General features: G+C 60.0%; 15 protein-coding genes. 11 read left to right on the forward strand and 4 right to left on the reverse strand.

Annotated features, from left to right (window positions below; translation table 11 throughout):
• Nucleotides 1-53 precede the first annotated feature (53 nt).
• Nucleotides 54-1,886, reverse strand: a complete 1,833-nt coding sequence (lepA, locus tag A3C3_RS0104095; RefSeq protein WP_022713345.1) for a translation elongation factor 4 — start codon at nucleotides 1,884-1,886, stop codon at nucleotides 54-56.
• A gap of 143 nt (nucleotides 1,887-2,029) precedes the next feature.
• Between lepA and A3C3_RS0104100 the strand changes: the two genes are divergently transcribed.
• The 5 genes from A3C3_RS0104100 to A3C3_RS0104120 all read left to right on the forward strand — a co-directional run bounded on the left by A3C3_RS0104100 (nucleotide 2,030) and on the right by A3C3_RS0104120 (nucleotide 5,797).
• Nucleotides 2,030-2,596: a helix-turn-helix domain-containing protein gene (locus A3C3_RS0104100; protein WP_028739393.1), complete on the forward strand. Its 567-nt coding sequence runs from the start codon at nucleotides 2,030-2,032 to the stop codon at nucleotides 2,594-2,596.
• Between the two features lie 17 nt (nucleotides 2,597-2,613).
• A complete protein-coding gene (locus A3C3_RS0104105) occupies nucleotides 2,614-3,135 on the forward strand; it encodes a GNAT family N-acetyltransferase (protein WP_022713347.1) in 522 nt (173 codons plus the stop codon).
• Between the two features lie 61 nt (nucleotides 3,136-3,196).
• Nucleotides 3,197-4,222: a histone deacetylase family protein gene (locus A3C3_RS0104110; protein ID WP_022713348.1), complete on the forward strand. Its 1,026-nt coding sequence runs from the start codon at nucleotides 3,197-3,199 to the stop codon at nucleotides 4,220-4,222.
• 10 nt (nucleotides 4,223-4,232) lie between these two features.
• On the forward strand, nucleotides 4,233-4,787 hold the full coding sequence (gene recX, locus A3C3_RS0104115; protein WP_022713349.1) for a recombination regulator RecX: 555 nt from the start codon (nucleotides 4,233-4,235) through the stop codon (nucleotides 4,785-4,787).
• 98 nt (nucleotides 4,788-4,885) lie between these two features.
• Nucleotides 4,886-5,797 (forward strand): EamA family transporter, encoded by a 912-nt coding sequence (locus tag A3C3_RS0104120; protein WP_022713350.1) that lies wholly within the window; start codon nucleotides 4,886-4,888, stop codon nucleotides 5,795-5,797.
• Here A3C3_RS0104120 and A3C3_RS0104125 read toward each other — a convergent pair.
• On the reverse strand, nucleotides 5,794-6,261 hold the full coding sequence (locus A3C3_RS0104125; protein ID WP_022713351.1) for a group III truncated hemoglobin: 468 nt from the start codon (nucleotides 6,259-6,261) through the stop codon (nucleotides 5,794-5,796). The genes A3C3_RS0104120 and A3C3_RS0104125 overlap by 4 nt on opposite strands.
• A 168-nt stretch (nucleotides 6,262-6,429) precedes the next feature.
• Between A3C3_RS0104125 and mbfA the strand changes: the two genes are divergently transcribed.
• On the forward strand, nucleotides 6,430-7,413 hold the full coding sequence (gene mbfA / locus A3C3_RS0104130) for an iron exporter MbfA (protein ID WP_022713352.1): 984 nt from the start codon (nucleotides 6,430-6,432) through the stop codon (nucleotides 7,411-7,413).
• Between the two features lie 150 nt (nucleotides 7,414-7,563).
• Here the strand turns inward: mbfA and A3C3_RS0104135 are convergent, their stop codons facing one another.
• Entirely contained in the window at nucleotides 7,564-8,163 is a 600-nt protein-coding gene (locus A3C3_RS0104135) for a transglutaminase-like cysteine peptidase (RefSeq protein ID WP_022713353.1), read from the reverse strand.
• 186 nt (nucleotides 8,164-8,349) lie between these two features.
• Nucleotides 8,350-9,150, reverse strand: a complete 801-nt coding sequence (locus tag A3C3_RS0104140) for an alpha/beta hydrolase (protein WP_022713354.1) — start codon at nucleotides 9,148-9,150, stop codon at nucleotides 8,350-8,352.
• Nucleotides 9,151-9,321: 171 nt separating this feature from the next.
• Here A3C3_RS0104140 and infC point away from each other — a divergent pair, with 171 nt between their 5' ends.
• From infC to pheT, 5 genes are all read left to right on the forward strand, one after another.
• Nucleotides 9,322-9,858, forward strand: coding sequence for a translation initiation factor IF-3 (gene infC, locus A3C3_RS0104145; RefSeq protein ID WP_074063010.1), 537 nt, complete (start codon nucleotides 9,322-9,324; stop codon nucleotides 9,856-9,858).
• A gap of 299 nt (nucleotides 9,859-10,157) precedes the next feature.
• Complete coding sequence (gene rpmI / locus A3C3_RS0104150; protein ID WP_004108077.1) at nucleotides 10,158-10,361, forward strand: 50S ribosomal protein L35; 204 nt, start codon at nucleotides 10,158-10,160, stop codon at nucleotides 10,359-10,361.
• 39 nt (nucleotides 10,362-10,400) lie between these two features.
• On the forward strand, nucleotides 10,401-10,805 hold the full coding sequence (gene rplT / locus A3C3_RS0104155) for a 50S ribosomal protein L20 (RefSeq protein WP_022713356.1): 405 nt from the start codon (nucleotides 10,401-10,403) through the stop codon (nucleotides 10,803-10,805).
• A gap of 150 nt (nucleotides 10,806-10,955) precedes the next feature.
• Complete coding sequence (gene pheS, locus A3C3_RS0104160; protein ID WP_022713357.1) at nucleotides 10,956-12,038, forward strand: phenylalanine--tRNA ligase subunit alpha; 1,083 nt, start codon at nucleotides 10,956-10,958, stop codon at nucleotides 12,036-12,038.
• Nucleotides 12,039-12,053: 15 nt separating this feature from the next.
• Nucleotides 12,054-14,477, forward strand: coding sequence for a phenylalanine--tRNA ligase subunit beta (pheT, locus tag A3C3_RS0104165; RefSeq protein WP_022713358.1), 2,424 nt, complete (start codon nucleotides 12,054-12,056; stop codon nucleotides 14,475-14,477).
• Nucleotide 14,478: the final 1 nt, after the last annotated feature.

The raw sequence follows: 14,478 nt of genomic DNA on the forward strand, positions 1-14,478 counted from the left end.
TCCTTCGAAGTTATGCGCAGGAAAATTGTGCCTAACTTCGAAGGGAAAAGAATTTACTCGTCGCCCATTTTCAGCGCCGCGATGAACGCCTCCTGTGGGATTTCTACCTTGCCGAACTGGCGCATGCGCTTCTTGCCGGCTTTCTGCTTGTCGAGCAGCTTGCGCTTGCGGGTGGCGTCGCCGCCGTAGCACTTGGCGGTCACGTCTTTGCGCAGCGCTGAGATGGTTTCGCGGGCAATCACGTTGCCGCCGATCGCGGCCTGGATCGGGATCTTGAACATGTGCTTCGGGATCAGCTCCTTGAGCTTCTCACACATGTCGCGGCCGCGCTTTTCAGCCGCCGTCCGGTGCACCATCATCGACAGCGCGTCGACCGGTTCGCCGTTGACGAGGATCGACATCTTCACGAGGTTGCCTTCGCGGTGGTCGGTCAACGCATAGTCGAAGGAGGCGTAGCCCTTCGAAATCGACTTCAGCCGGTCGTAGAAATCGAAGACAACTTCATTGAGCGGCAGATCGTAAGTCAGCATTGCGCGCGTGCCGACATAGGTAAGTTCGATCTGGATGCCACGCCGGTCCTGGCAGAGCTTCAGGATGCCGCCGAGATAATCGTCCGGCGTCAGGATCGTTGCTCTGATCCAGGGTTCGTGGATTTCGGCGATTTTCACGACATCGGGCATGTCGGCGGGATTGTGCAGCTCGCGCTCCGTACCGTCGGTCATGTACATCTTGTAGACGACGGAAGGCGCGGTTGCGATGAGGTCGAGGTCGAATTCGCGTTCCAGGCGTTCCTGGATGATTTCGAGATGAAGCAAGCCGAGGAAGCCGCAGCGGAAGCCGAAGCCGAGCGCTGCGGAAGATTCCATCTCGAAGGAGAAGGAGGCGTCGTTGAGGCGCAACTTGCCCATTGCGGCGCGCAGATCTTCGAAATCGGCAGCATCGACCGGAAAGAGGCCGCAGAAGACGACGGGCTGGGCCGGCTTGAAGCCCGGCAGCGCTTCCGCAGTCGGCCGCTTGTCCTCGGTGATCGTATCGCCGACGCGGGTGTCGGCCACTTCCTTGATGCTGCCGGTGATAAAACCGATCTCGCCAGGACCGAGGGAATCCACATTGACCATCTTCGGCGTCAGCACGCCGACGCGCTCCACCTGATACTTGGCATCGGTGCCCATCATGCGAATTGTCTGGCCCTTGGTCAGTACGCCATCGATGACGCGCACCAGAACCATGACGCCGAGATAGGCGTCGTACCAGCTATCGACGAGCAGTGCCTTCAGTGGCGCCTTTTCGCCGCCCGGGCTCTTCGGTGCCGGCAGCTTGTGAACGATCGCTTCCAGCACAGCCGGAATGCCGAGCCCGGTCTTGGCAGAAATCAGGACCGCGTCGGAAGCGTCGATGCCGATCACTTCCTCGATCTGCTCCTTGATGCGCTCAGGTTCTGCCGCCGGCAGGTCGATCTTGTTGAGGACGGTGACGAGCTCGTGGTTGTTGTCGATCGCCTGGTAGACATTGGCAAGCGTCTGCGCCTCCACGCCCTGGGACGCGTCAACGACTAGCAGCGAGCCCTCGCAGGCCGAGAGCGAGCGTGAGACTTCGTAGGCGAAGTCGACGTGTCCGGGGGTGTCGATCAGGTTCAGGATGTAGGTCTCGCCGTCATCCGCCTTGTAGTGCAGACGCACGGTCTGCGCCTTGATGGTGATTCCGCGCTCGCGCTCGATGTCCATGTTGTCCAGCACCTGCTCGGACATTTCGCGCTCGGCAAGCCCGCCGGTCGTCTGGATCAGGCGGTCGGCAAGCGTCGATTTGCCGTGGTCGATGTGGGCCACGATCGAGAAATTGCGGATGTGGGACAGCGGAGTCGTCGGATTGGTGCTCATGCGCGCCATATAGCAGTGCCGCCCCCCGCCGCAAAGCGGAAAAGCAGGACTCCGTTTAGGATAAAATGCGCGTCATAGGCTGTGATTAAAAACCACTTGTTTCCATTATCGGATCATGTAGTTCTCTTATAGTAGAATCAATGGATCGGACGATGGAACAGGACCTCGAAACGGCGATCGGCATTCGCATCCGCAAGCTCAGGATCGAAAAGGGCCTGACGCTGGATGACCTTGCCAATGCCTCCGGCGTCAGCCGCGCGATGATCTCGCGCATCGAGCGGGCGGAGGCGAGCCCGACGGCCTCGCTGCTTGCAAGGGTCTGTGCCGCGCTCGGGCTATCGCTTTCAGCCTTCTTTGCCGATGAAAGGCAGGCCTCGCCACTTGCCAGACGCCACGAGCAGCAGGTCTGGCGCGATCCGGAAACCGGTTATCTGCGCCGCTCCGTCTCACCACCCGCAACGTCGTCCGAGGTCGATATCGTCGACGTCGAGTTTCCTGCGGGCGCCTGCGTCAGCTTTCCGCCGCATACGGCAGGCCACGGCATGACCCAGCACGTCTGGGTGTTCGAAGGCGAGATGGAGATGACCACTGGCGAAACGGTACATCACCTTTTGCCCGGCGATTGCCTCTTCATGCCGGTCGGGGAGGGGCATGTCTTCCGCAATCCCACCAGCAAACCCGCCCGCTATTGCGTGGTGCTCAACCGTAGCACCCGCTGATGATTTCAGGAGAGACCGTGACCGTCATTCGTATTCTTGATGCACAACAGGCCAATGCGGCTATTCCGGAACTTTGCGTGATACTCGCCGACTGCGTGGAGGGCGGCGCCTCAGTCGGCTTCATGCAGCCTTACACGGCGGCCGACGCCGCGCCCTATTGGAGGAGCGTCGCAGAAACAGTCGAGGCGGGCGTCAACCTGCTCGCCGTGGCTGAGATCGACGGAAAGATCGTCGGGACGGTGCAGGTCGGATTTGCCTCGATGCCGAACCAGCCGCACCGTGGCGATTTGAAGAAGCTGCTCGTGCATCGTTCTGCACGTGGCAAAGGTTTGGCACGGCTGCTGATGGAGGCGATCGAACACGAAGCCGCAAGACATGGCAAGCGCCTGCTGGTGCTCGACACAGCAACCGGCAGCGAAGCGGAGGCGATCTATCCGCGACTCGGCTGGGAGCGCGCCGGCGTCATCCCGGATTATGCGATGTGGCCGGAGGGCGGCTATTGCGCGACCACGCTGTTCTACAAGCGCATCGCTCCCTAAACCATTGACAAGGCGTGCATCCGCCGCGCCTTATCCGACAAAACAAATCAGGGAGAAGCCAGTGCGCGTCATCTATTCAGAAGACCACAAGCTGCGCGATGCCAAGACAGAGCTGCATGGCGGCCTGCTGGTGACGCCGTTCGAAGGACCGTTTCGCGCAGAGTGGATCCTGGAAGCAATCAAAGAGGCGGGCTTTTCGGATGTTGTTGCGCCCGAACGGCATGGACTGGAAACGGCTCTGAAAGTGCATGACGCCGGCTATCTCGATTTCCTGTCGAAGGCCTGGACTTTGTGGCAGGCGAGCGGGGCCGCGGGCGAGGCGATCCCGACCTCGCTGCCGGTGCGCCGCGCAACGCAGCGCGTGCCGAACGATATCGACGGCATGCTCGGCTATTACGCCAATGCCACCGAAACCTCGATCACCAATGGCACCTACGAGGCGGCCGTCGCCTCGATGCAATGCGCGATCACCGGCGCCGATTGGCTCAATGCCGGAAACCGGTTCGCCTTCTCGCTCTGCCGGCCTCCCGGCCATCATGCGGGCGTCGATCTCTTCGGCGGCTATTGCTTCATCAACAACGCCGCCGTCGCGGCACAACGCCTGCTGGATATGGGCGCAAAGAAGGTTGCGATCCTCGATGTCGATTTCCATCACGGCAACGGCACGCAGGACATCACCTACCGCCGCGGCGACATCTTCTTTGCGTCGCTGCACGGCGAACCCGCCAATGCCTTTCCCTATTTCTGGGGCTATGCCGATGAAACCGGTGAGGGCGACGGCGAAAACTGCAATGCGAACTACCCGCTGCCGCGCGGCACGGCCTGGGCTGCATGGTCGGCAGCGGTTTCGGATTCGCTTGCGCGCATCAAGGCTTTTGGCGCCGAAGCCATCGTCGTCTCGCTCGGCGTCGATACCTTCGAACGCGATCCGATCTCCTTCTTCAAGCTGACTTCCGATGATTTCACACGCATGGGCGCGTTGATCGCCAAGGTGGGCCTTCCAGTCCTGACCTGCATGGAGGGCGGCTATGGCGTGACGGAGATCGGCCTCAACGTCGCTAATATGCTGAAAGGGCTGGAGGCCTAGAAAGCCTTCGATGGACGACCAAAATCAGCAACCCGATGTTCCGACGCCGCGCATGCTCTCCTGGGCACGCAACTCGACGATCTATCGCCTCGAGCGCCGGATGATGACGGAAAAACAGCTCTTCGATGCGATCACGCGAAAGGCGAAGCAGAAGTTCGAAGACATCAGTCCGGCGCAGCTGAAGGCGCTTGCCGACTCGGCGGTCAAATTCGCCTACGACCAGAAGGCTCTGGACGACGTCGCCTATGCTGCGGTGAGCACCCGCTCGGCGGTACGCGGCGGCAAGTCGAAACGGATCATCGCGCAGAAACTCTCCTCGAAAGGGGTGGCAAGCGATATCGTCGATACCGCGCTCGAGCATGCAGACGATCTGTTCGCCGCCGTCGTCTTTGCCCGCAAGCGCGCCTTTGGTCCGTTCCGGCGTGGCGACCTTGATGAGAAGCAAAAGGTGAAGGAGCTTTCCGCTTTCGCCCGGAATGGATTCAGCTTTGAGATCGGCAAAAAAGTTTTTGGCATGAGCCCCGGCGAGGCTGAAGAGGTGCTCGAAACCAGGCTGGCGATTTAGCGTTTCGGTTCATAAAGCCCGCTTATGCTCGGATCAGAAGTTTGCATTTGCCGCTCTGCGATTGCGTTCGTATCAGTGGTGCAAATCAGGAGTGGGAAATGGATCAGAAGACGGGCGAACCAGGGGCAAACGGCAGTGCCGTTGCGTTAACCGCAGCAGCGCCCGCCATTTCCGGCGGTGTTGCCGCCGGTGCACTCATGTGCCTGCTGTCGATGTCGTCCATTCAGTTTGGTGCGGCATTCTCTTCAAGTGCGATCGCAGCCTATGGATCGGCCGGTGCCTCCTGGCTGCGGCTTGCCTTCGCGGCAGTCATCCTTGCAATCGCCGTTCGTCCGCCATTGCTGCGCTACAGCCGCGAGCAATGGATCGGCGCACTGGTTCTCGGCACGACGACAGCGCTAATGACCATGTCCTTCTTCGCGGCGATCGAGCGAATTCCTTTGGGGCTTGCGGTAGCGATCGATTTTCTTGGTCCGCTTTCCGTCGCGACGTTCGGCTATGGCCTGACGCGGCGCCTGGTTTGGCCGGTGATCGCCGCAGCCGGTGTTCTCTTCCTCGCTTATGATGGCGAGCAATGGGTCGGCAATCTGCCCGGCGTGCTCTTTGCCTTCGGCGCCGGCGCGGGCTGGGCATGCTATATCATGCTGACGAAAAAGGTCGGAGCGGCGTTCAAGGGGCTCGAAGGCCTCTCCATGTCGCTGATCGTGGCAGCGGTGGTGGCGACGCCCTTCGGCTTTGCCGGGGCGGCGTCGAACCTCGATGGCTACGGTCTCGTCGAGATGGCAGGTCTGGCGATCCTCGTTCCGCTCCTGCCCTATACCCTGGAAATGATTGCATTACGGCGGATGTCGACTGCCGCGTTCGGGATCCTCATGAGCTTGGAACCGGCAATCGGTGCGCTCGCAGGCTTCCTCATCCTTGCCCAGCCCATGACGCTGTTGCAGATGCTCGGGACCGCGCTGGTCGTTGCAGCGAGCGCAAGTGCGACCTTTTCGACGGAAGAAGCTTAGGCGGGCTTGCGCGCCGGATCGTCGAGTGCGGGGTTGTAGAATAGCGATAGCGTCAAACTCTTTGCGATGCGTTCCGCTGTCGCCATGAACCAGGCCTTTACCGCCGTATTCGGAGCGATATCGTCGAGCGTTGCGGCAAAGAGCTCCAGCCATTGCGGAAAGAGAGCCGGCGTCATGTTGGCAACACCGACATGGGCTTGCACCGGCTTCCCACCGTAGGCGCCGCTGCGGAATGCGACGGACGACCAGAAGCTTTTCATCTTTGCCATGTGCTCCGGCCAGCGGCCGGAAAGCCGGGCGTCGAAAACCGGGCCGAGTTCGGGATGCGCAAGGACGCGGCCGTAGAAAGTCTCGACCAGCCTGTCGATGAAGGCATTGTCGATGCCCATCGCATTCATATCCGTTTCCGCTCGCTGGCGGATTGCGGCGGCATGCGCCGCCCGGCCTTGCAATTCACTATTCATCTCAGACCCATGGTCGCTTTGTTGCGGCACGCCTCATATAGGCACCTGCCGCTTCCAACTGAAGTCCACAATTCATCTTGCGGCAATCTGTCAGATCGACCGCCCGATGCTTGACGCCTTGCGGTGCACTGTTTAGATTTAGAATAATTCTAAAATGGAGCTTTTGTTATGCTGCCGCAGTTTTTCAGGTCGTCCAAACGTTCGTTCAAATCATTGTCGGAACAGGAAATTCTGGCGCTCGCGATTGCCTCCGAAGAGGACGACTCCCGCATCTATCGTGCCTATGCCGACCAGCTCAAGGCCGCTTATCCCGCCTCGGCGCAGGTCCTCGAGGACATGGCGGACGTCGAAAGCACGCACCGCAAGTCGCTGATCGAGATACATCGGCAGCGTTTCGGCGAACGCATTCCGTTAATTCGCCGCGAGCATGTCCAGGGCTTTTATGAGCGCAAGCCGGATTGGCTGCGCAAGAACCTGTCGCTGGAAGCGGTGCGGCAGGAAGCCGAGACGATGGAGGAGCAGGCTTATCGCTTCTACGTCGAGGCGGCAAAGCAGACTTCGGATGCCTCGACGCGCCAGCTTCTCGGCGATCTCGCGCTCGCCGAACAGGGTCACGAAGACATTGCCAGGATGCTCGGCGACAAACATACGCCGGAGGGCGTAAAAGACGCCGAGGACGATACGGCGCGGCGGCAATTCGTACTCACCTATGTGCAGCCCGGCCTTGCAGGCTTGATGGATGGTTCGGTCTCGACGCTGGCGCCGATCTTTGCCGCCGCCTTTGCGACGCAGGATACGTGGCAGACCTTCCTCGTCGGCCTCTCGGCCTCGGTAGGCGCGGGTATTTCGATGGGGTTCACCGAAGCTGCGCACGACGACGGCAAGATTTCCGGGCGCGGTTCGCCAGTCAAGCGTGGTCTCGCCTGCGGCATCATGACAACGCTCGGCGGTCTCGGCCACGCACTGCCCTATCTCATTCCGCAATTCTGGACCGCGACGATCACTGCCGTCGTCATCGTCTTTTTCGAGCTTTGGGCGATCGCGTTCATCCAGAACAGATATATGGAAACGCCATTTCTGCGCGCCGCCTTCCAGGTCGTGGTCGGCGGCGGCCTTGTGCTAGCTGCCGGCATCCTGATCGGCAATGGGTGAGGCCCGGCGCGCAGCCGAAGCAATCGACAACGTGACACGATTGCAGCGCCGAACGCGTTGAGCTCAAGCGAAAGGCCGGGAGACCGTGCGGCAAACACAGTCTCACAAAGCGGCCGACCGTCGCAGGCCCTAGTGGTGAAGTTGAATCTCTTACTTCAGAGCGCCGACCAGGACGTCGCGGCCGTTTTCGATCGTCACCCAGCGGCCAGCATTGTAGCTCGACTGGCGCTTGACGAAGGAATAAGCCGTCTCGAACCAAGGCTTCACGCTGGAAGCGAGGTTGTCGAGAATGAAGTCGCCTTCGTTCGTGCGAAGCGTCAGCACCGCATGGCCTTCTCCATCCGGTTTGCGCACCACCGTCATCAGAAGGTTTGCCGGCTCAAAGCCGCGCTGGATCAGGATGCGGCGCTTCAGAAGCGCAAAATCTTCACAGTCGCCCGCCGTTGTCGGATAAGCCCAGATTTCGTCCTTGCCGTAGATTTCCTTGTCCGTCATCGGGGTGATGGTGCTGTTGACGGTGGAATTGACCGAGCGCACAAGAGCCCACTTCTCGTCATTCATTTCCGCAGGCCCTGCGTTGCGGTCCGCACCGCATTCGATCCGGTGCAACTGGCAGAAATCATAATGGCCGATTGGCTGCGAGGTGGCGCCGCCGGTAACCATCGAGAGGTTTCTTGTGGGGGCCGGTAATGCGGCCGAAGACATCGCAAACATGGCCATCATGACCATCAAGTAACCCTTGATCCGCACGCCCGTTTCCCTGCATCGCCCTTGTATTTGTTAACAAAGAGTTAACGGAGAGGGCGTTGAGGAGTCAATCATTACTTCTCGCAGGGCTGCCCTAACAACCCGACATGGTTAAAATGCCACACAACCGGCGATTCCGGATCGCGCCTGATATCAAACTCTGGTGGAGGCGGCAGGCGCCTGCTTCGGCTAACGAATGAGGCCTTTAACGGCAGATAGTATCCGCTCGATATCCTGCGGCCGTGAAAGCCGATGGTCGCCATCGCGAATGAAGGTCAACACGACATTGTCGGCGGGCAGGTGTTCAACCAGCTTCATGGCGTGACTGTAGGGAACGTCCGGATCGTTCATGCCCTGCAGGACATGCACCGGGCAGCCTGTGTTGATGATGCCGGTCAGAACCCGGTTTTCGCGGCCGTCTTCCAGAAGTGCACGGGTGTAAATGTTGGGCTCAGGGCTATAGTCGGACTTTTCTTCGAAATAGCCGCGTTCGGCGAGTAAGGCGCGATCCTTTTTCCTCAGATGCGGCTCGATGAGGTCCGATGTGAAGTCGGGTGCCGGCGCGATCAGCACCATACCGTCGAGCTTTGGCGTTCCCTCCAACTTTGCAAGTTCCTGCGCCAGCCGCAACGCTATCCATCCGCCCATGGAGGAACCGACGACGATGACGCGCTCGGGTCTTGCGTGGAGGAGGACGGCGAGCGCTTCTTCCAGCCAGCGGGAAACCGTTCCGTCCTTAAACTCGCCACCGGAAAGTCCATGCCCCGAATAGTCGAGGCGGATGCAGGCAAGTCCGAGTTCGCCGGCCAGCCGATCGAGCTCTATCGCCTTTGTGCCGCTCATGTCCGACCGATAGCCGGAGAGCCAGACGAAGGTCGGGCCGCGATCCTTCGAGGTAGCTTGGCGAATGATGAAAGCGATTTTTCGCTCCGCGTCGCCTTCGCCCACCGTCAGGAACTGCGGCTCGGATATGGCTGTTGCTTCGGACATAAGCACAAACTCCCATTGTTTGTGCCTATAAAACAGATTCTCGATAGGCTGACAGCAGGTGATTTTTCCGCTAAAGCGTGTTATTGACGACATCGCAGCGATAGCGAGACTTCGTTGCGCCCCAATGGAGCGCGAAGCTGCGATCTGAAACAACTCGAGGAGAGTACGACCATTCGCAGACCTTTTAAAACCGACGCGCCCGTGAAGGAAGGGCCGCGTTCGAACCGGGAAATCCGTATTCCTAAGGTTCAATTGATTGATGCTGAAGGACAGAATTTGGGCGTGGTGCCCACCGATCAGGCCTTGAGAATGGCTGAAGAAGCCGGCCTCGACCTTGTGGAAATTTCTCCCAACGCCGAACCGCCTGTGTGCAAGATTCTCGATCTGGGCAAGCTGAAATACGCCAACCAGAAGAAGGCCTCCGAGGCGCGCAAGAAGCAGAAGATTGTCGAAGTCAAAGAAATCAAGATGCGTCCGAATATCGACACCCATGATTATGAGGTGAAGATGAAGGCTATGGGCCGCTTCTTTGAGGAAGGCGACAAGGTGAAGGTGACGCTGAAGTTCCGTGGCCGCGAAATGGCCCACCAGGAACTCGGCATGAAGCTTCTGCAGCAGGTCAAGGCCGACACGCTGGAATTTGCAAAGGTCGAAGCCGAACCGAAGCTTGAAGGCCGCCAGATGATGATGGTGCTCGCGCCGAAGTGAGCGGTCCTCATCAATGCATCAAAGCCGTCTGTAAGGGCGGCTTTTGTGTTTTTCAGCGCGCCTGAAGAATCCTCGTCTGCCCCGTTGCACTTTCGCGGCGCTGCGGGTATAAGCGCGCGTCCGAACTGACCGGCAGGGCATGCCGTGGCAGTTTCGAATGCTTGCGGGATGGTTTCGTCGCCATGTCCGCAGATCAACAACAAACGCTCCCGCACCTTGTTGCGACGGCCGGAAGACCGGACATCGCAGGAGGGCTTTTTTGAAGAAGCGCGCAGGGAGGATAGAAACGGAGTAGCAAAATGCCCAAGATGAAGACGAAGTCCTCGGCCAAGAAGCGGTTCAAAATTACCGCGACCGGCAAGGTCAAGGCCGCTGCTGCTGGCAAACGCCATGGCATGATCAAGCGTACCAACAAGTTCATTCGCGACGCACGTGGCACGATGGTTCTCGCAGAACCCGATGGCCGCAAGGTTGTGAAGAACTACCTGCCGAACGGTCTCTAAGACTATTCCGCGAACGCTTTAGATTAAGGAGATCATGAAATGGCACGTGTAAAAAGAGGCGTTACAGCCCATGCCAAGCACAAGAAAGTTCTGAAGGCAGCAAAGGGCTTCTACGGCCGCCGCAAGAACACCATCCGTACCGCCAAGGCAGCCGTCGATCGCGCCAAGCAGTACGCCTACCGCGACCGCAAGGTCAACAAGCGCAATTTCCGCGCGCTTTGGATCCAGCGCATCAACGCTGCCGTCCGCGAATTCGGCCTGACCTACGGCCGCTTCATCGACGGCCTGAACAAGGCTGGCATCGAGGTCGACCGCAAGGTCCTCTCCGACATGGCGATCCATGAGCCGGAAGCATTCGGAGCGCTCGTCGCTGCCTCCAAGAAGGCCCTCGCGTATCTCAAGGATGCCGGTACGAAGAACGAGTTTGAAAGCGCGGTTCGTTAACCAGCGCTTCCCAAGCTTGACGCTTTTTTGAATTTTGGGAAACCCGCGCTGGTTTGGGCTGGCGCGGGTTTTTCTTTCTCTCTACTGCTTGCCGGCCGGTTCTAACCAGCCTCCGATTGCCCGCCTGATCCCGGACGGAAAGAATTGACGATGTCAGATATCGACCAGCTCAAATCATCGCTGCTTGCGGAAATTGCTGCCGCCAACGACGAACCGGCACTCGAAGCCGTGCGCCTTTCGGCCCTCGGGAAAAAGGGCTCCGTTTCCGAGCTCCTGAAGACGCTCGGCACGATGTCGCCCGAAGAGCGCCAGACCAAGGGCGTTGCCATCAACGTCCTCAAGAATGAGGTCGCAGATGCGCTTGCCGCTCGCAAGGCGACGCTCAAGGAAGCGGCGGTCAATGCCCGCCTGAAGGCCGAGACGGTCGACATCAGCTTGCCGGTCCGCTCCTCGCCCGCCGAGCGCGGCCGCATTCACCCGATCAGCCAGATCGTCGACGAAATCACCGCGATCTTCGGCGACATGGGCTTTTCGATCGCCGAAGGTCCAGATGTCGAGACCGACTATTACAATTTCACGGCGCTAAATTTCCCCGAAGGCCACCCAGCCCGCGAAATGCACGACACCTTCTTCTTCCAACCGGATGAGAACGGCGAGCGCAAGGTGCTGCGTACGCACACCTCTCCCGTACAGGTGCGCACCATGGAAGCGCAGAAGCCGCCGATCCGCATCATCATCCCTGGCAAGACCTATCGTCAGGATTCGGACGCGACCCATTCGCCGATGTTCCATCAGGTCGAGGGACTGGTGATCGACAGGAAGGCGAACGTCGCCAACATGCGCTGGGTGCTCGAAGAGTTCTGCAAGGCCTTCTTCGAGGTCGACAGCGTGACGATGCGTTTCCGTCCGTCCTTCTTCCCGTTCACCGAGCCGTCCTTTGAAGTCGATATCCAATGCGACCGCTCGGGCCCGATCGTCAAATTCGGCGAGGGAACGGATTGGATGGAAATCCTCGGTTGTGGCATGGTCCATCCGAACGTACTGCGCTATGGCGGTCTCGACCCGGACGAATATCAGGGCTTTGCCTGGGGCATGGGCCTCGACCGCATCGCCATGTTGAAATACGGCATGCCCGACCTGCGCGACTTCTTCAACGCCGATGTCCGCTGGATGACCCACTATGGCTTCCGCCCGCTCGACATGCCGACGCTGTTCGGCGGCTTGAGCGTGTAAGGGAGGATTGAGATCATGAAATTCACGCTCTCCTGGCTGAAGGATCATCTGGAAACGGATGCCACCCTCGATGAAATCTGCACCCGCCTGACGATGATCGGGCTGGAGGTCGAAGATGTCGATGACAAGGCGGCCTTCAGGCCCTTCATCATCGCCAAGGTTCTCTCCGCTGAGAAACATCCGCAGGCCGACCGCCTGAAGGTTCTCTCGGTCGATACCGGCAAGGGTGCACCGATCCAGGTCGTCTGCGGGGCGCCGAATGCGCGGGCGGGCCTCGTCGGCGCATTTGCCGCATCGGGCACCTATGTTCCCGGCATCGATGTGACGCTTTCTGTCGGCAATATTCGCGGCGTCGAAAGCCATGGGATGATGTGCTCCGAAAAGGAGCTCATGATTTCTGACAATCATGAGGGCATCATCGATTTGCCCGAAGACGCGCCAATTGGGACCAGCTATGCGGCTTATGCCCATCTCGACGATCCTGTCATCGAGATCAACCTCACCCCGAACCGTCCGGACTGCACGAGCATTTACGGCATCGCCCGCGATCTGGCCGCTTCGGGTCTCGGCACGCTGAAGACGCGGCCTGCGCCGTCCTTCGCCATCGAAGGCGAGACACCTGTCAAGGTGAAGCTCGATCTTGACGACGAAAAGCTCTGCCCGGGTTTTGCGCTCCGCCTCGTGCGCGGCGTCAGGAACGGCCCGAGCCCGCGCTGGATGCAGCAGCGGCTGCTGGCAATCGGTCTGCGTCCAATTAATGCGCTGGTCGATATCACCAACTACATGACCTTTGATCAGGGCCGGCCGATGCACGTCTTTGACGCTGCCAAGGTAAGCGGCAATCTGACCGTCCGCCGTGCGAGGGAAGGCGAGACGGTGCTGGCGCTCGACCAGCGTGAATACAAGCTTGGCCCCAACAATGTCGTGATCGCCGACGCGGACGGCATCGAGTCGATCGGCGGCATCATGGGCGGCGAGCATTCCGGTTGCGACGAAAACACGACCGACGTGCTGATCGAATGCGCGCTCTGGGACCCGATGAACATCGCCAAGTCCGGCCGCGGTCTGGGCATCATCACCGATGCCCGCTATCGCTTCGAGCGCGGCGTCGATCCGGAATATATGGTTCCCGGTCTGGAGCGCACGACGGAACTCGTTCTTGAACTTTGCGGCGGCACGCCGGCGAAGGCGGATGTCGTCGGCTACAAGGGCTATCAGCCGAAGATCGTCGATTTTCCTTACTGGGAAGTCAGGCGCCTGACCGGCCTCGAAGTCTCGACTGAGGAGAGCAAGGATATCCTGACCCGCCTCGGCTTCGTGGTGTCGGGCTCGGGCGAAAACGTCTCGGTCGCCGTTCCTTCCTGGCGTCCGGACGTCGGCGGTAAGGCCGACCTCGTTGAGGAAGTCATGCGCATCCACGGCGTCGACAACATCAAGCCGGCGCCGTTGGAAAGCCATGCAGCCGTGAACGGCAAGATTCTGACGACGCTGCAGATCCGTACGCGTATGGCCAAGCGGGCGCTCGCCTCGCGCGGCATGCTGGAGGCCGTCACCTGGTCCTTCATTTCGCAAGAGCAGGCGAAGCTCTTCGGCGGCGGCTCGCCGGCACTCAAGCTTGCGAACCCGATCGCAGCCGAAATGTCCGACATGCGCCCGTCGCTCCTGCCGGGTCTGTTGATGGCTGCGCAGCGAAACGCCGACAAGGGCTACGGCGATGTGGCGATCTTCGAAGTTTCCGGAACCTACGAGAATGACAGGCCCGAAGGTCAGCGTCGTGTTGCCGGTGGCATTCGCCGCGGCACGGCGTCGCTCACCGGCTCTGGCCGCATGTGGTCGAACAATTTGAAGAGCGGCGGCAAGCCGGTCGATGTCTTCGACGCCAAGGCCGATGCGCTGGCGGTGATCGAGGCCTGCGGCCTGCCGATGGGCAACATCCAGATAGAGCAGGGCGGACCGGAATGGTATCACCCCGGCCGTTCCGGCACCATCAAGATGGGCCCGAAGGTCGTCCTTGGCTATTTCGGCGAATTCCATCCTTTGACGCTCGAAGCGCTCGATGTCTCAGGCGCGCTCTGCGGCTTCGAGGTCTATATCGACGCTATGCCCGAGCCTAAGAAGAAGGCGACGCGCACCAAGCCGGCGCTGGAGCTTTCGCCCTTCCAGGCCGTCAAGCGCGATTTCGCTTTCGTCGTCGACAAGGGGGTTGAAGCCGGCGCGATCCTAAAGGCTGCGAGCGGTGCCGACCGCAAGCTCGTCACCGGCGTCAATGTCTTCGACATCTTCGAAGGCGGGTCGCTTGGCGAGGGCAAGAAGTCGGTTGCGATCGAAGTGCAGATCCAGCCCGTCGAGCGGACGTTGACGGACGAGGATTTTGAGGCTTTGACGCAGAAGATCGTGGCGAGCGTGACGAAGTTCACCGGCGGTGTGCTGCGAAGCTGAC

Origin of the sequence: Rhizobium mongolense USDA 1844 (genome assembly GCF_000419765.1) — a bacterium.
GTDB classification, from domain to species: Bacteria; Pseudomonadota; Alphaproteobacteria; order Rhizobiales; family Rhizobiaceae; genus Rhizobium; species Rhizobium mongolense.